The following is a 17,043-nucleotide window of genomic DNA, read 5'->3' on the forward strand; positions in this document are numbered from 1 at the left end:
ACGATGCCACGGATACCCTGGGGGCGACTTTCGGAATCACACCGCCATGTTTACGACGAAACACGCCCGGCAGCAAACGAATTCGCCACCGGTCGCGTCCCGTCGGCACGGATGTCAGGCCGGCGGTCCCTCCGCCAGAATGATGTTGGCGGTGCGGTCGCCACCGTCGTTGGACCGGTAGTGCACCGAGATGGTGTCCCCCGGATGATGCGGGACGAGCACCTCGGTCATGGACGTCGCGCCGGTGATCGCGACGTTGTCGACGCCGGTGATGAGGTCGCCCGGTGCGATCCCGGCGGCCCCGGCGGGACCGGTGCTGACGACCCGCTGCACCCGCGCGCCCGTGCCGTTGTTGTCCATCACACCCAGGCCGAGGAAGGCCGTGGGACCGATGTGCACCGTGTTAGAGCCGGCGCCCGAGCGGATCTGTCCGGCAACGCCCATCGCACGCCCGATCGGGATGGCGAAGCCCTGCCCGCCCGACATCTTGTAGCTGTCGGTGGCGGCGGTGTCCACGCCGATCACCTGCCCGGCATTGTTCACCATCGGCCCGCCGGAGTCGCCCGGCTTGATCGGGGCGTCCGCCTGGATCAGGCCGCCCAGGCTCTCCTGCGCGCCGGTCAGCGTGTCGGTTGCCGAGACGCTCTGGTTCAGCGCGACGACCTTGCCGGTCACCGCGTTGGGCGTGCCGCCCTGCCCGTTGACGTTGCCGAGCGCGACGATGGGCTCCCCCACCGTGGCCTCGCCGCCGATCGCGACGGTGGGAAGGCCGGCCGCGCCGCGCAGCTGCAGCACCGCGATGTCCTGCGTGCGGTCGTAGCCGACCACGTCAACGGCGTAGCTCTGCCCGTTGCCGACGTCGAATGCGCTGATGTCGGTGGCGCCGGAGATCACGTGATTGTTGGTCAAGACGACGCCGTTGGGGTCGATCACGATCCCGGTTCCGGCGCCCACCGCGTTGTTGTAGCCGAATTTGGTGTCGATGTTGACCACCTGCGGCCCGACTTGACCGACCATCGCCGACGGATCGAGCGGCGCCTGGGGACGGTCGGTGAACCGGTCCAGCGCAAAATTCGACGGCGCCGCCGACGCCGGCGCGAGGCCCACCCCGGACCCCAGGCCGAGGCCCAGTCCAACCACGGTCAGCACGCTGACCAACCATGACCACAAGATCGGGCGGTGCTGCGATTTGCTCATCGGTGTCACCCTCCTGCTTCGCGGTAAAGAACAAACTGTCCCGGCCTCAGGATCTTGGCGGCACATTTGTGTGTATATAACCGTAATGCTGGTAGCTATGCACGGCATGTGCCAGGTCTGACGCGCCTCATCGGCTTCCCAGCCCTATTTGCCGCCCGTCCTAAGCTGACCCGGTGGGCGCATTCGACCCCAAGGCCGACTTCACCCGGTCCCCGGTAGCCCGGCTGGCCACGGTCGCGCCCGGTGGCCTGCCGCACCTGGTGCCGGTGGTCTTCGCGGTCGCCGCCGACAACCGCGACGTGGTCTACACGGCCGTCGACGCGAAACCGAAAACGACGCGGCGGCTGCGCCGCCTGGCCAACATCGACACCAACCCACGGGTGAGCCTGCTCGTCGATCACTACGCCGACGACTGGACCCAGCTGTGGTGGGTGCGCGCCGACGGCCTGGCGACCGTCCACACCGACGGGGCTGCCGTTGAGCTCGCCCGCCGCCTGCTGCGCGCTAAATACCCTCAGTACCAAACGGTTTCGCTGGACGGCCCGGTGATCGAGGTCGCGGTGCAGCGTTGGTCCAGCTGGCATTACTGAGCGGCGTCCCGAAAGCTGCGGCGCGGCTCCGGGCACCTGATCTGGCCCGACGGTCTTGTGGTCGACCGAAGTTGGGTGAATGGTAGCTAGATAGGTGCTAACCAGGGCGGCAACGGCGCGCCCTGGGCAACCTGGAGGAAAGTCATGGCCGACAGGACAAATACTTCCCAAGGAGCGGGGAACGCTCCTACCGCCGACGGTCCGGACCAGATTCGCAACGTCGTGCTGGTGGGTCCGTCGGGTGGCGGCAAAACCACACTCGTAGAAGCCCTATTGGTCGCCGCCGGTGTGCTGACCCGCGGCGGCTCGGTCGCCGACGGCAGCACGGTCTGCGACTACGACGATGCCGAGATCCGCCAACAACGATCGGTGGGCGTCGCCGTGGCGTCCCTGTCGCACGACGGCGTCAAGGTGAACCTGGTCGACACCCCCGGATACGCCGATTTCGTCGGCGAGTTGCGGGCCGGGCTGCGCGCCGCGGATTGCGCGCTGTTCGTCATCGCGGCCAACGAGGGCGTCGACGAGCCCACCAAATCGCTGTGGCAGGAATGCAACCAGGTCGGCATGCCCCGCGCCGTGGTGATCACCAAGCTCGACCACACCCGGGCGAATTACTCCGAGGCGCTGGCCGCCGCACAGAATGCGTTCGGCGACAAGGTGTTACCGCTCTATCTGCCCACCGACCTGCCGTCCTGCCACGGCCTGATCGGCCTGCTGTCGCAGACCCGCTACGAATACACCGACGGCAATCGCACCGTGCAGCCACCGAATCCCTCGGACGCCGAGCAGATCGAGGAGGCGCGCGGTGCCCTGATCGAGGGAATCATCGAGGAGTCCGAGGACGAGTCGCTGATGGAGCGCTACCTCGGGGGCGAGGCCATCGACGAATCCGTGCTCATTGAGGACCTGGAGCGCGCCGTCGCCCGGGGGTCGTTCTTTCCGGTGATCCCGGTCTGCAGCAGCAGCGGCGTCGGCACCCTGGAATTGTTGGAGGTCGCCACGCGCGGCTTCCCGTCTCCGATGGAACACCCACTGCCCGAGGTCTTCACACAGGTCGGCGCGCCGCACGCCGGCCTGAAGTGTGCCGCGGACGCACCGTTGCTCGCGGAGGTGGTGAAGACGACGTCGGACCCGTACGTGGGCAGGGTCAGCCTTGTCCGGGTGTTCTCCGGCACCATCAGGCCCGACGCGACGGTTCATGTGTCGGGCCATTTTGCGTCGTTCTTCGGCATGCCCAACGGCGACGGACATGCGCATCCCGACCACGACGAGGACGAGCGCATCGGGGTGCTGTCCTTCCCGCTGGGCAAGCAGCAACGCCCGGCGACTTTCGTGGTGGCGGGTGACATCTGCGCGATCGGCAAACTGAGCCGCGCCGAAACCGGTGACACGCTTTCGGACAAGTCCGAGCCGTTGGTGTTGAAGCCGTGGACCATGCCCGAACCGCTGCTGCCGGTCGCGATTGCGGCGCACGCCAAGACCGACGAGGACAAGCTGTCGGTCGGGCTGGGACGGCTGGCCGCCGAGGATCCGACGCTGCGGATCGAGCAGAACCCCGAAACCCACCAGATCGTGCTGTGGTGCATGGGCGAGTCGCATGCGGGTGTGGTTCTTGACGCGCTGGCCAACCGGTACGGCGTAACGGTCGATACCGTTGAACTGCGGGTCCCGCTGCGAGAAACGTTCGGCGGCAAGGCAAAAGGCCACGGCCGCCACGTCAAGCAGTCCGGCGGGCACGGCCAGTACGCGGTGTGCGACATCGAGGTGGAGCCGCTGCCGGAAGGCTCCGGTTTCGAATTCGTCGACAAGGTGGTCGGCGGAGCGGTGCCGCGGCAGTTCATCCCGAGCGTGGAGAAGGGCGTGCGGGCGCAGATGGAGAAGGGTGTACACGCGGGCTATCCGGTGGTCGACATCCGCGTCACCCTGCTCGACGGCAAGGCGCACAGCGTCGACTCGTCGGACTTCGCGTTCCAGATGGCGGGCTCGCTGGCGCTGCGCGAGGCCGCCGCGGCGACCAAGGTGGCGCTGCTCGAGCCCATCGACGAGATCTCGGTGCTGGTGCCCGACGATTTTGTCGGTGCGGTGATGGGTGACCTGTCCAGCCGGCGCGGCCGGGTGCTCGGGTCCGACACCGCGGGCAATGAGCGCACCGTGGTCAAGGCCGAGGTGCCGCAGGTGGAGTTGACCCGCTACGCGATCGACCTGCGGTCCCTGGCGCACGGCGCCGCCTCGTTCACCCGCTCGTTCGCCCGCTATGAACCCATGCCGGAATCCGCGGCCGCCCGGCTGAACGCCACCGTCTAGCACCCCCGCCGTTCAGGCCTTGCGGCCGAACCGCTCGGCCACCGCGCGGCGGTCCAGCGATCCCTTTGCGGTGTGCGGCAACTCGCCGGCCTGCTGGAACTCGGCGGGCACCTCGAAGGGCGCCAGGCGCTCACGGCAGAACGCCGTCAGCTCGTCAGCCGTCGGCGCGGCCGACCCGCGGGCGACGATGACCGCGGCCACGGTCTCGCCGTACAGCTTGTCCGGCATGCCGAACACGCCCACCTCCAGCACGTCGGGGTGGGTCGCCAGGACGCCCTCGACGCGCTCCGGCGAGATCTTCTCCCCGCCCCGGTTGATGAGCTCCTTGATGCGGCCGCGGATGACGAGGTCGCCGGCCGGCGACAGCGTGCCCAGGTCGCCGGTGTGCAACCACCCCTGGGTGAAATTGGCGGCGGTGATGGACGGGTCGCCGAGGTAGCCGCGCACCACGGTCGGGCCGTGCAGCCACACCTCGCCGACCGTCTCCGCGGGCAGCGTCTGGCCATCGGGCCCGACGATCCGGATTTCCGGTCCGGTCGACCGACCAACGAGACCCGGTGTGGCGCCGGGATTTTCGCCGCTGTCCGCTCCCCCGATGGCCGTCGTCGCCACCTGGTGGGTCGACTCGGTCATCCCGAACGCGCACACCACCGGCGCCGAGAACGTGTCGTGCAGCGCTTGCGCCGTCTCGGCGGTCAGCGGCGCGCTGCAACTGCGGATGAATCGCAGGGCGTGCGTCGCGCCCTGCTGCTCGGTTCGGGCGCGCTCCAGCAAGATCTGATGGATCGTCGGGACGGCGGTGTACCAGGTGGCGCCGACGGCCTCGATGTCGTCCCAGAAAGTGTGCGCCGAGAACTTTCCGCGCGCGGGCAGCAACACCGCTCCCCCGGACACCAGGGTGCCCAGCAGCGCGGCGAGCAGACCATGCCCGTGGTAGAGCGGCATCACCGCCACCGTCGCGTCCCGCGGTCCCAGCCCGTAGCCGGCGATGATGGCCGCCACCGAGCGGGCGACGTTGTCGCGCGTCCAGGGCACCATCTTGGGCACGCCGGTGGTGCCGCCGGTGAACATGATCATGGCGTCGTCGTCGCGCAGCCCTTCCGGCGTTAAAGCATCGCCCGCGGGTGCCCCGGTGACATCCAGGCTCACCGCCGCGGCGCCGTCAGACCCGACGGTCACCGCGATCGGCCACCACGGCAAGCCTTCCGGTGCAGCCATGTCGGCGTCGGCGACCTGGTCGACGAGCACCGCCCGTGCGCCCACCGCCGCGCTGCGGGCGCGTTGTTCGGCGGCGGGCAGGGCCGGATCCAGCGGCACCACAACGAGATCCGCACGCGACCCGGCCAGCAGCCCGATGACGAATTCGGCGTTGCTGCCGGCGCGCAGCGCGACCCGGTCGCCCGTGAGCAGGCCGCCGGCCTTCAGCTGGGCGGCCAGATCGTCGACCAACCGGATCACCTCGCGGTAGTTGACCGGTATGCGCTCGGCGGTGACGACCAGGGCCGGTGCCTCCGGCGACCGGCGTGCCGCCGCCTCGACCAGATCGGCGATGCCGGGGGCGGATTCCGTCGTCCCCTCGCCGGTGGTGATCGCGTCAGTTGTCATCGCCGCACTCCTTCCAGTCCTGCTACAGCTGCCACCCTGCCCGGCGGCCGTTTGTCGCGTCCAATATGGATTTGCTCACGACCGATAACCGTTGGCTATTAAAAAGCAGCAGCATTGGCGCTGACCTGCCACGATAGACGGTGTAAATCGTCGGATAGTGCCCTCGTCTTGGACACCCGGGGTGCGCCGGGGTCACAGTGATGGCCAAGGCAGTACCGCAAAGCATCCGAGGAGTCGCCCCATGTCCACCGCTTCGACGTCTACGAACCCGACGGGCCTGATCGACGGCATTCATCTCGTGGTGGACGCGCTGAAGGCCAACGACGTCGAGACGATCTACGGCATCGTCGGCATCCCGATCACCGACCTCGCACGCGTCGCGCAGGCATCGGGGATCCGCTACATCGGTTTTCGGCAGGAGACCTCGGCCGGCAACGCCGCGGCCGCCGCCGGATTCCTCACCCGGCGTCCCGGCGTCTGCCTCACCACGTCGGGGCCCGGCTTCCTCAATGCCCTGCCCGCGCTGGCGAACGCCACGACGAATTGCTTTCCGATGATCCAGATTTCCGGCTCCAGCAATCGGGCGCTGGTGGATCTGCAGCGCGGCGATTACCAGGATATCGATCAACTCAGTGCCGCAAAGCCGTTCGCCAAGGCGGCCTATCGGATCGGCCGGATCGAGGACATCGGCCGTGGCGTCGCGCGCGCCATTCGCACCGCGGTGTCCGGCCGGCCCGGCGGCGTCTACCTGGACATCCCCGGTGAGATCCTGGGCCAGGCTATCGACTCCGCCGCCGCCGCGGACACGGTCTGGCGGGTCATCGATCCCGCACCCCGGCAGCTGCCGGCGCCGGACGCGATCGACCGCGCGCTGGGCGTGCTGGCCCGAGCGCAGCGGCCGCTTATGGTGCTCGGCAAGGGTGCGGCGTATGCCCAGGCCGACAACGTGATTCGGAAGTTCGTCGAGACCACCGGGATTCCGTTCCTGCCGATGTCGATGGCCAAGGGCCTGCTGCCGGATTCACACCCGCAGTCCGCCGCGGCCGCCCGCTCGCTGGCGATCGCGCGCGCCGATGCGGTCCTGTTGGTCGGTGCGCGCCTGAATTGGCTTCTGGGCCACGGGGAGTCACCGCAATGGGCCCCCGAAACCAAATTTGTGCAGGTGGACATCGCCGCGTCCGAGTTCGATAGCAACCAGCAGATCGATGCGCCGCTGGCCGGCGACATCGGCTCGGTGATGTCCGCGCTGTGTGACGGCGTGGCCGCGCGCCCGATCACCGCGCCAGCGGAGTGGGTCGGCGAACTGGCCGAGCGCACCGCGCGAAACGACGCCAAGATGCGCGAGCGCCTGGCCGAGGACCCGCACCCGATGCGGTTCTACAACGCCCTCGGCGCCATTCGCGCTGTGCTGCAGGACAACCGTGACGTGTATGTCGTCAACGAAGGAGCCAATGCGCTCGATCTGGCCCGCAATGTCATCGACATGGAGCTGCCGCGGCACCGGCTGGACACCGGGACCTGGGGCGTGATGGGCATCGGGATGGGCTATGCCATCGGCGCCGCCGTCGAGACCGGCAAGCCGGTGGTCGCGATCGAGGGGGACAGCGCATTCGGTTTTAGCGGCATGGAGATCGAGACCATCTGCCGGTACCGACTCCCGGTCACCGTCGTCATCCTCAACAACGGCGGCGTCTACCGCGGCGACGAGGCCGCAGCCGGGGCGGCGGCAACGGGATCCGATCCGGCCCCGACCGTCCTGAGTGCCCGGGCACGCCATGAGCTGCTCGCGGAGGCGTTCGGCGGCAAGGGATATCACGTCACCACGCCGTCGGAGCTGCGCACGGCGCTGACGGAGGCGATCGGCTCCGGGGCGCCGTCGCTCATCGACTGCGAACTCGACCCGGCGGCGGGCGTGGAGAGCGGGCACCTGTCCAACCTGAACCCGGCGAGCGCGGCCACGCGTCCGCCGGCCGCGGTCAGCGCCGGCGGGTAAGGCCCAACAGCTGCGCGTCGAAGAACTCGTTCAGCGAAAGCCGCCCGGCGGACGCTGCCAGCGCGCGGGCGATCGGCGATCCGGGTTCGCTCGAGTTGGTGGCCAGGGCGACATCGGCTTTGAGCACCGGATCGACCATTTCCACCGCCCGGATGTCGGGCCCCAGCGGTGACGTCCACAGCCACGTGTGCGGCACGATGGATGCCCAGTTGCCCGCGGATGCCTGCGCGAATAGCGATGCGACGGAATCCGTTTCGACCTGGGGGCTGATGGTGATCGAATGGCCGGCGAACGCTTTGTCGATGATCTGCCGATCGCGCATGTCGGGGGTGAGCAACGCCAGCGGGAGCTGCGCGGCCTCGGCCCAGGTCATCGTCGCCGCACCGGATCCCACCATGTCCGTGGGCGCCAACAACACGTAGCGCTCGTGGTACAGCGGAATCAGGTTCACATCGTGGGCCTCGTCGGGCGCCGCATGCACGATGGCGGCATCGATCTCGAACTCGCGCAGGCGCCGGTACAGTTCGGTGGCCGCCAGCCGGGACAGGATGTGCACCTTCACCAATGGGTGCGCCGAACAGAACGCCGAGAGCACCAGTGACGCGGTCGTGGACGCGGTGGGAACGGTGCCCAGCCGCAGGGTTCCGGTGATGCCCGAGCGCACGGCGTCCACTTCGGACTTGAACGCGTCGTGCTCGGCGAGAATCCGCCTGGCCCACACCACCAACCGCTCGCCTTCGGGCGTGAGGCCCTCGAAACTGCGCCCGCGGTTGATCAGCGTGACGTTCAGTTCCCGCTCCAGCTTGGCGATCGCCGCCGACAGCGCCGGTTGGGAGACAAAGCATTTCTCGGCTGCCCGGGCGAAGTGCCGCTCGGAAGCGACGGCGACGAAATACTCCAGCTGACGGAAGAGCACCCGCACTCCTCGGGTTCGGGCTCGGCCTTGGGCACCGATCCGATCCCGCTGAGGCTAACGCGTCGCCGGCGGGCGGGCCAAGCCGAACGTTTGGGCCACGACTTTTGCGGCTATCCCTACGAGTTCGGTCAAGTAAGCCGGCCGGAAGGTCGCGGCCGCGAAAACCGAAGCATCGGCGGCCCTTTCAGGCAACCACGGCCCGACCTCGGGCGACGGCCCACAGGCGGCGATCATGCGCCGCACTACCCATCCCGCTGCGCCCCGACACGGTTGAACTCAATCGGTGATCGAATCGTTACCGTGGCGGCCGGGCTGGCCTGTCATTGTTTGCTGAAACCGGTGACGAGTGGGTAACCAGTAGGATGTCGGTGTGTTGATCGCACCATCTCGAAGGGTGGACGCTATGCGGCGGGGTGTTCGTTATCTATTTGTTGTGGTCGCGATCACGGCTGTGGGTCTGGTGGCGCCGGTCGGTCGCGGCACCGCCTCCGTGCCGCTACCGCAACCCAGCCCCACAGTCGCCTCGATTTTGCCCGCCAACGGCGCCGTGGTCGGCGTGGCCCATCCGGTCGTGGTGACCTTCACCGCCCCGGTGGCCGATCGGGCCGCCGTCGAACGGTCGATCCACGTCACGTCGCCCAGTGGTACCCGCGGACACTTCGAGTGGGTTCAGAACACGGTCGTGCAGTGGGTGCCCAACCAGTACTGGCCGGCGCACACCCACGTGTCGGTCGGCGTGCAGGCGTTGTCGACGGGCTTCGACACCGGCGATGCGCTACTCGGCGTCGCCAGCATCTCCAAGCACACCTTCACCGTCAGCAGGGACGGAGAGGTCCTGCGCACCATGCCGGCGTCGATGGGCAAGCCCAGCCGCCCCACCCCGATGGGCAGCTTCACCGCGCTCGAAAAGCAGCGCACCGTGGTGATGGACTCACGGACCATCGGCATCCCGCTCAGCTCCCCCGAGGGATACAAGATCACCGCCTCATACGCCGTTCGCGTCACCTGGAGCGGCGTCTACGTGCACTCCGCCCCGTGGTCGGTCGATTCCCAGGGCAACGCCAACGTCAGCCATGGCTGCATCAACCTCAGCCCCGACAACGCCGCCTGGTACTTCAACGAGGTGAACGTGGGCGATCCCATTCAGGTCGTGGCCTGAGCGCCAACGACACCTGCCCGGCGTGCCGCGAACCCACCGGCGCCTCCGTCGCGGTGTGACAACCGTCACAACCATTGAACGGAAGCCTGAACCGTGGGGGTTCGTTCAGGTAGACGAGTGATCGTCAACGAGAGGCGGGCCATGACTGACGACGCGAAGCGCACGAAAGTTAGCTCCACCGGCCCGATCAGCGCGGTGCGCCAACAGGTAGCCGACCGCATCCGCGACCTGGACGCGCATGACGAAGAGTTCCGCGGCAGCAAGCCCGATTCCGCCGTGCAGCTCGCGGCACGCCAACCCGGCCTTCGGCTGCCGGAGATCCTGGAGATCTTCGCCGAGGGCTACGCCGATCGCCCCGCACTGGGCTGGCGGGCCCGCTCGTTGACCACCGATCCCGCCACCGGCCGAACCAACGCACAACTGCTGCCTCGGTTCGACACCATGACCTACCGCGAACTGTGGGCCAACGTCCGCGCCATCGCCGGCGCATGGCGACACGACACCGCCAATCCCGTTGCGCCCGGCGACTTGGTCGCCACCGTCGGTTTCGCGAGCGCCGAGTACCTCACCATCGATCTGGTCTGTGCCTACCTCGGGCTGGTGGCCGTGCCGCTGCAGCACAACACGACGGCCTCGCGGCTGAGGCCGATCGTCGAGGAGGTCGAGCCCTCCACGTTGGCCGCCGGTGTCGGTTATCTCGACCTGGCCGTCGAAGCGGCACTGGGTAGCTCGTCGTTGCGGCGGGTCGTGGTCTTCGACTACCGGCCCGAGGTCGACGAGCAACGCGAGCCCGTCGAACGCGCGCAGGCGAAGCTGACGGACGCCGGCGTCACCGTTACTATCGAGACCCTCGACGACGTGATCGAGCGCGGGCGGACCCTACCGCCGGAGCCGATGTTCACCGGCGACACCGACGAGCGGCTGGCCATGATCATGTACACCTCGGGCAGCACCGGATTGCCCAAGGGAGCCATGTACACCGAGCGGATGCTGTGCCGGTTGTGGACCACCGAACTGATGCCGGACTTCACCGACACCCCGGTGATCAACGTGAATTTCATGCCGCTGAATCACCTGGGCGGCCGGATACCGCTGTCGACGGCGTTCCAGGCGGGCGGCACCAGTTACTTCGTCCCGGAGAGCGACCTGTCCACCCTGTTCGACGACTGGAACCTGGTGCGCCCCACCGAAATGGGACTGGTGCCACGCGTCGCGGAGATGCTGTACCAGCGCTACCAGAGTGCGGTCGATCGATTCGAAGTCGCGGGCGCCGACACCGCCGCGGCACAGGCGCACGCGCAGGTCGAGCTGCGCGAGCAGGTCCTCGGTGGACGCATCGTGACCGCGTTCTGCGGCACCGCGCCACTGGCGGCCGAGATGCGCGCCTTCATCGAAACCTGTTTGGAAGTCCATGTTCTCGACGGCTACGGTCTGACCGAGGTCGGCATGGTGAGCAAGGACGGATGGATCACCCGACCGCCGGTGCAGGACTACAAGCTCATCGACGTTCCCGAGTTGGGCTATTTCCTCACCGACAAGCCTTATCCGCGAGGCGAATTGCTGGTGAAGTCGCTGAGCGCCACGCCCGGGTACTTCAAACGGCCCGATGTCACCGCCAAGGCCTTCGACCCCGAGGGCTACTACCGCACCGGTGACGTGATGGCCGAGCTGGAGCCGGGCCGGCTCGCCTACGTCGACCGCCGCAACAACGTGCTGAAACTGGCCCAGGGCGAGTTCGTCGCCGTGGCGCGGCTGGAAGCGGTGTTCTCCAGCGCGGCACTGGTGCGCCAGGTCTTCGTCTACGGCAACAGCGAACGGCCCTATCTGCTGGCCGTTGTCGTCCCGACCGACGACGCCGCGGAGAGGTTCGCCGGCGACGCCGACGGCTTGAAGGCCGCCCTCGGTGAATCCCTGCGCCAGTCGGCCAAACTCGCCGAGCTGCAGTCCTACGAGGTACCCGTCGACTTCGTGGTCGAGACGGAGCCGTTCAGCGAGGACAACGGCCTGCTCTCCGGGGTGGGAAAGCTGCTGCGGCCCAAGCTCAAAGAGCACTACGGCGCCCGGCTCGAACAGCTGTACGCGGAGCTGGCCGAAAACCGGGTGACCGAATTGCGTGCCTTGCGCGAAGGCGCGGCCGACCACCCGGTGATCTTCACCCTCAGTCGCGCCGCCGAGGCGCTGCTCGGCCTGGCCGGCGGGCCGCCGGCGCCCGACGCGCTGTTCATCGAGCTCGGCGGCGACTCCCTGTCGGCGTTGACGTTTTCAAACCTGCTGCGTGACATCTTCGACGTCGATGTGCCCGTCGGAATGATCACCGGCCCGGCAACCGACCTGGGCCAGCTCGCGGAATACGTTGAATCCGAACGCCAATCGGGGTCGCGGCGGCCGACCTTCGCAACCGTCCACGGGCGAGGCGCGACGCAGGTCCGCGCCGCGGACCTCACCTTGGACAAGTTCATCGACGCGACCACCCTGGTCGAGGCCCCGGCGCTGCCGCGCGCGACCGGCACGCCGCACACCGTCCTGCTCACCGGCGCCAACGGCTACCTCGGCCGCTTCCTGATCCTGGAGTGGCTCGAACGGCTCGCCGAGACCGGCGGAAAACTCATCTCCGTCATCCGCGCCGCGGATGCCGCGGCCGCCACCAAACGCCTGGAGGCCGTCTTCGATAGCGGCGATCCGCAACTGTTGGAGCGCTTCCGCACGCTGGCCGCCGATCACCTCGAGGTCATCGTCGGCGATATCGGTGAGCCGAATCTCGGCCTACAGCAAGGCACCTGGGAGCGCCTCGCGCAGAGTGTGGATCTGATCGTCCATCCTGCCGCACTGGTCAACCACGTGCTGCCCTACGACCAACTGTTCGGCCCCAACGTGGTGGGCACCGCCGAATTGATTCGCCTGGCGATCACGACACGGATCAAGCCCGTCACGTACATGTCGACCGTCGCGGTGGCCCTGTCGGTCGATCCGGCCGCGTTCGCCGAAGACGGCGACATCCGTACCGTCAGCGCACTGCGGCCGGTCGATGACAGTTATGCGAACGGGTACGCGAACAGCAAGTGGGCCGGCGAGGTATTGCTGCGCGAGGCGCACGACCTGTGCGGCCTGCCCGTCGCGGTCTTCCGGTCCGACATGATCCTGGCGCACAGCCGTTATGCCGGACAGCTCAATGTTCCAGATGCGTTCACCCGCTTGGTATTCAGCTTGCTGACCACCGGTATCGCACCGGCCTCCTTCTACCAGGCCGATCCGCAGGGAGGCCGTGCGATCGCCCACTACGACGGGTTGCCCGCCGACTTCGTGGCCGAAGCGGTGACCACGCTGGGCGAACAGATCGCCACGGCCGCCGAGGATTCCGGCACCTACCGGTCCTTCGACGTGATGAACCCGCACGACGACGGCATCTCGCTGGATGTGTTCGTCGACTGGCTGATCGCCGCCGGACACGACATTCGGCGCATCGACGACTACGACGAGTGGCTGGGCCGGTTCACGACCGCCCTTCGCGCCCTGCCCGACAAGCAGCGCCAGCATTCGGTGCTGCCGTTGCTGGACGCCTACCGGAAACCGGAGACCCCGCTGCGCGGTGCCCCGGCCCCCACCGACGTGTTCCGCAGCGCCGTGCGGTCGGCGAAAATAGGTGCGGACCAAGACATTCCGCATCTGTCGGCGGCATTGATCGACAAGTACGTCGCCGATCTGCGCTTGCTTGGCCTGGTGTAACCGCTAGCCGGGCAGCCCGGCCCTGACCGCGGCATCCTGCTTGCGGGCGATGTCGAGGGCGACGGCCGGATCGAGCGGGTCGGTCGGCGCGCCATCGAATTCCAGGGTGACCAACGCCTTGCCTTCGGTGAAGACCAAGACCGTCATGGCCTGGGAGTTGTCCGGCGAGGTGCCCGAGATCGTCACCCCGTGGGCGCCGACGGCAAGCGGCTGCCAACTCCCATTCACCTTGCCGTTGTAACCGCCCTGGGTGGAAGCCAATTCGGCGGCGGCTGCCGCCGGGTCCGCGGCGACCGTGATGGTGTCCCACAGCCGGCGGCTGCTGTCGGCGTTGGCGAACAGTTGGGCGACCCCCGGCGCGTTGTTGGGGTTGAGCATGGGCGACTGCGGCGCGGTGAGACCGCCGCCCACGTCGTTCGGCTTGATCAACAAGAAGCCGTAATCCGAGGGCTGACCCGAGGGCGGGCCGGTGACCACGCTCGAACTGGTCGAAGCGGCGGAACTCGACGCCGACGGGGGCGAGGCCTTGTCGGCGCCGCCACATCCGCTGCTCGCGGCGCCGATCACGACGATGGCAACGGCCCAGCCGGCTTTGCCGATCCGATCAACTTCCACGCATGTTCCTTCCACGTGTCATCGGTATCCGGGTTTCACCGCGGCTCCCGACGCCGCCGGCGAAATGCTGGTGTGAACCAGGCTTGCTACGAACATATGCCCACTGGGCACCCGGTGGGTAGCACATCGGGTGCCTATGCTGGCGTGGGTAGGAGCATCCTCGACCGGAAGGAGATCGGCATGACGGCTGCGGCGGCGCGCGCGGTACGGTTCGACCGCTACGGCGGACGCGAGGTGTTGTACGTCGCCGACATCGAGATGCCCTCCCCCGAGCCCGGCGAGGTCGTCGTCGAGGTTCGAGCCGCCGGGATAAACCCCGGCGAGGCCGGCATCCGGGTCGGGGCGATGCACGAGATGTTCCCGGCCACCTTCCCCTCCGGACAGGGCAGCGACCTGGCCGGCGTCGTCACCGCCGTGGGACCTGGGGTCACCGAGTTTTCCGTCGGCGACGAAGTCCTGGGATTCAGCCTGCGTCGGTCCAGCCACGCCACCCACACCGCGGTTCCGGTGAACCAGTTGATCCGCAAACCGGCCCAACTCGGTTGGGAGGCAGCGGGTTCGCTGTACGTGGTCGGGGCGACCGCCTATGCGGCCGTCCGCGCGGTGGCACCCCAACCGGGTGAGACGATCGCCGTGTCGGCCGCCGCGGGCGGGGTGGGCAGCCTGGTCGTGCAGCTCCTGGTGCTGCGCAAGGCGCGGGTGCTGGGCATCGCCGGGCCCGGCAACGCCGAGTGGCTGCGCGCGCATGGTGTCATACCGATCGCCTACGGTGACGGGCTCCTCGAACGGCTACGCGAGGCGGCACCGGATGGCATCGATGCATTCATCGACCTGTTCGGCCCGGACTACGTCCAGCTCGCCGTCGATCTCGGCGTGGCGCCCGAGCGGATCGACACCATCATCTCGTTCCAGAAGGCGGGGGAGGTGGGCGCCAAGACCGAGGGCAGCATGGAGGGCTCGACGCCCGAGGTGCTCGCCGAGATGGCCGACCTGATCGTCTCCGGAGCCATCGAGTTCGACATCGCCGCAACCTACCCGCTGGACCGGGTCGCCGACGCGTATGCCGAGCTGGAGCAGCGGCACACCCACGGGAAAATCGTTCTGCTGCCCACTAACTCACAGTGAGGCTGCCGGCCCGACCACACCTGCCTGCACGATCTTGATGATGACGAAGGCCACGGCCACCACCAGGTAGCCCCGCAGGGTGAACAGCCCCGCCCGGCGCATCGGCGACATCGTCGGCCGATCGAGTAGCGCGAGGTTGGGGGTCTGCCAGCCGGCCCGGTCCTGGCGACGTACGGCCCGGCGCTCGGCACGCGTCAGCGACGCGGCCTCGTCGAGTTCGTCGACCTCCTCTGGGTCCAGGCCACCGCCGAGCGTGCGCACGATGGCTTCGGCGTCGGTCAGGTTGCGGTGCCGTCGGCCAACGACGATCATCATCGCGCCGGCGACGATGCCCAGCACCGCTCCGCCGGCAAGGCCCTCCTCGAGCGTGGCGGTGGACAGGTTCGGAAAGAAGGTGGCGGCCGTCAACGCCAGCGACAGCAGCACCAGACACCACACGATGGTCCACGCAATGATGTTCTGCCGCACCGTGTTCACCCACGGGCCCAGCACCGCCCGGTCGTTGCACAGCAGCACCAGAAAGACGGTCGCCGAGGGAAGCAGGACACCGGCGAGCGCCTGCACACCCTGCGTCACCAGGCCCAGGATGTGGTCGGGGCTGAAGGAGACCGCCGCCGAAACTCCGAGCAGTATCGCGTAGCCACCGTAGAACAGCGGGGCCTCGCTGATCTTCCAGTGCAACGAGTGCCGCTTGCCCATGGCATCACCGACCGCGTAGGTGGTTGACAGGCCGACGGCGTTGGCGCCGATCAGCGATGCGTCCAGCAGGATGATCGCGAACAGCACCCCCAGCGTCCCGCCCAGATGCTTCGACAATCCCGCGGCGACCGCGCCCGCATCGGTGAAGTGACCCGCATCGGCGGTGTCGGTCAACCCGAACGCCGCCACGGCCATCAACGCCGTCGCGCCGACCATGACCACGACGATTCCGATGGCCAAATCCGCTCGGCCGTAGGGGATCCAGCGGGCGGTGATGCGCTTGTCCACCACGTTGGACTGCTGGAAGAACAGCTGCCACGGCGCGACCGTGGTGCCCACGATCGCGACCACGAGCAGCAGCACCGTGGAGTTGAGGCCGCCCGGGAACTGCGGGATCAGGCCGGCCACCGCCGTTTTCGGGTTCGGATGCACCAGCCACACCATCGGGAAGACCAGCACGTTCACCGCAATCAGCAGGAACATCAGCCTCTCCCAACGGCGGAACGACCCGCCGGCCACCACCGCGAACAGCAGCACGGCCGCGGCAGGGACGGCGACGACCCTCGGGCAACCCAGGAACCCGAGAGCCAGTGAGACGCCGATGAATTCGGTCACGATCGTCAGAGCGTTCAGGACCAGCAGATCACCGACGCTGAAGGCGCCCCAGAACTTGCCGAACCGCTCGAATATCAAGCGCGCGTGCCCGACCCGGGCCACCGCGCCGAGCCGTAGCACCATCTCCTGGTTCACGTACAGCACCGGAATCAACAGTGCCAGCGTCCACAACAGTCCCATGCCGTAGTTCTGGCCGGCCTGCGCGTAGGTCGCGACGCCGCCGGCGTCGTTGTCGCCCACCATAACGATCAACCCCGGACCGGTGATGACCGCCAGTGTGCGCAGCCGGCGCCAGCGTCCGCTGAACGCCCCGTAGCCGCCGTCCCCGTCGCGCCGGATGCGCCCGAACGCGCCGACGATGTCGCCGACGTGCGCGGAATCGAGCACCGTCGGGCTATGCGCCTCGCGGCGTGCGTCTTCCCGCGCGGCAGCAGCGAATCCCGAGTCGCGGCGACGGCCGCCGGTGTCGATCGAAGTCATCGAATCCTCGCTATCTCGAACA

At 68.1% G+C, this 17,043-nt stretch carries 11 protein-coding genes; 6 read left to right on the forward strand and 5 right to left on the reverse strand.

Annotation, left to right across the window (positions count from 1 at the left end; genetic code table 11):
• Positions 1-114 precede the first annotated feature (114 nt).
• Entirely contained in the window at positions 115-1,197 is a 1,083-nt protein-coding gene (locus tag MTY59_RS06800; RefSeq protein WP_221044998.1) for a S1C family serine protease, read from the reverse strand.
• Positions 1,198-1,370: 173 nt separating this feature from the next.
• Here MTY59_RS06800 and MTY59_RS06805 point away from each other — a divergent pair, with 173 nt between their 5' ends.
• Both MTY59_RS06805 and MTY59_RS06810 read left to right on the forward strand, forming a co-directional pair.
• Positions 1,371-1,787 (forward strand): TIGR03668 family PPOX class F420-dependent oxidoreductase, encoded by a 417-nt coding sequence (locus tag MTY59_RS06805; protein ID WP_221044999.1) that lies wholly within the window; start codon positions 1,371-1,373, stop codon positions 1,785-1,787.
• A gap of 144 nt (positions 1,788-1,931) precedes the next feature.
• Positions 1,932-4,091 (forward strand): elongation factor G-like protein EF-G2, encoded by a 2,160-nt coding sequence (locus MTY59_RS06810; RefSeq protein ID WP_221045000.1) that lies wholly within the window; start codon positions 1,932-1,934, stop codon positions 4,089-4,091.
• Between the two features lie 12 nt (positions 4,092-4,103).
• Here MTY59_RS06810 and MTY59_RS06815 read toward each other — a convergent pair whose 3' ends face one another.
• The gene (locus MTY59_RS06815) at positions 4,104-5,696 is read right to left on the reverse strand and encodes a FadD7 family fatty acid--CoA ligase (RefSeq protein WP_221045001.1); all 1,593 of its coding nucleotides are present in this window, start codon (positions 5,694-5,696) and stop codon (positions 4,104-4,106) included.
• Positions 5,697-5,937: 241 nt separating this feature from the next.
• On the opposite strand from MTY59_RS06815, the gene oxc reads away from it, so the two are divergent.
• Positions 5,938-7,689, forward strand: a complete 1,752-nt coding sequence (gene oxc, locus MTY59_RS06820) for an oxalyl-CoA decarboxylase (RefSeq protein ID WP_221045002.1) — start codon at positions 5,938-5,940, stop codon at positions 7,687-7,689.
• On the opposite strand, the gene MTY59_RS06825 is transcribed toward oxc, so the two are convergent.
• Complete coding sequence (locus MTY59_RS06825) at positions 7,673-8,605, reverse strand: LysR family transcriptional regulator (protein ID WP_221045003.1); 933 nt, start codon at positions 8,603-8,605, stop codon at positions 7,673-7,675. The two genes, oxc and MTY59_RS06825, sit on opposite strands and share 17 nt — an antisense overlap.
• A 403-nt stretch (positions 8,606-9,008) precedes the next feature.
• On the opposite strand from MTY59_RS06825, the gene MTY59_RS06830 reads away from it, so the two are divergent.
• Complete coding sequence (locus tag MTY59_RS06830; protein ID WP_221045004.1) at positions 9,009-9,764, forward strand: L,D-transpeptidase; 756 nt, start codon at positions 9,009-9,011, stop codon at positions 9,762-9,764.
• Positions 9,765-9,905: 141 nt separating this feature from the next.
• Entirely contained in the window at positions 9,906-13,487 is a 3,582-nt protein-coding gene (gene car / locus MTY59_RS06835; RefSeq protein WP_250160731.1) for a carboxylic acid reductase, read from the forward strand.
• 3 nt (positions 13,488-13,490) lie between these two features.
• Here car and MTY59_RS06840 read toward each other — a convergent pair whose 3' ends face one another.
• Positions 13,491-14,102 (reverse strand): hypothetical protein, encoded by a 612-nt coding sequence (locus tag MTY59_RS06840; protein WP_221045005.1) that lies wholly within the window; start codon positions 14,100-14,102, stop codon positions 13,491-13,493.
• A gap of 180 nt (positions 14,103-14,282) precedes the next feature.
• On the opposite strand from MTY59_RS06840, the gene MTY59_RS06845 reads away from it, so the two are divergent.
• Positions 14,283-15,227 (forward strand): NADP-dependent oxidoreductase, encoded by a 945-nt coding sequence (locus tag MTY59_RS06845; protein ID WP_221045006.1) that lies wholly within the window; start codon positions 14,283-14,285, stop codon positions 15,225-15,227.
• Here MTY59_RS06845 and MTY59_RS06850 read toward each other — a convergent pair.
• Positions 15,219-17,021, reverse strand: coding sequence for an NRAMP family divalent metal transporter (locus MTY59_RS06850; protein WP_221045007.1), 1,803 nt, complete (start codon positions 17,019-17,021; stop codon positions 15,219-15,221). The two genes, MTY59_RS06845 and MTY59_RS06850, sit on opposite strands and share 9 nt — an antisense overlap.
• Positions 17,022-17,043: the final 22 nt, after the last annotated feature.

The sequence above is a fragment of the Mycobacterium senriense genome (assembly GCF_019668465.1).
Classification (GTDB): domain Bacteria; phylum Actinomycetota; class Actinomycetes; order Mycobacteriales; family Mycobacteriaceae; genus Mycobacterium; species Mycobacterium senriense.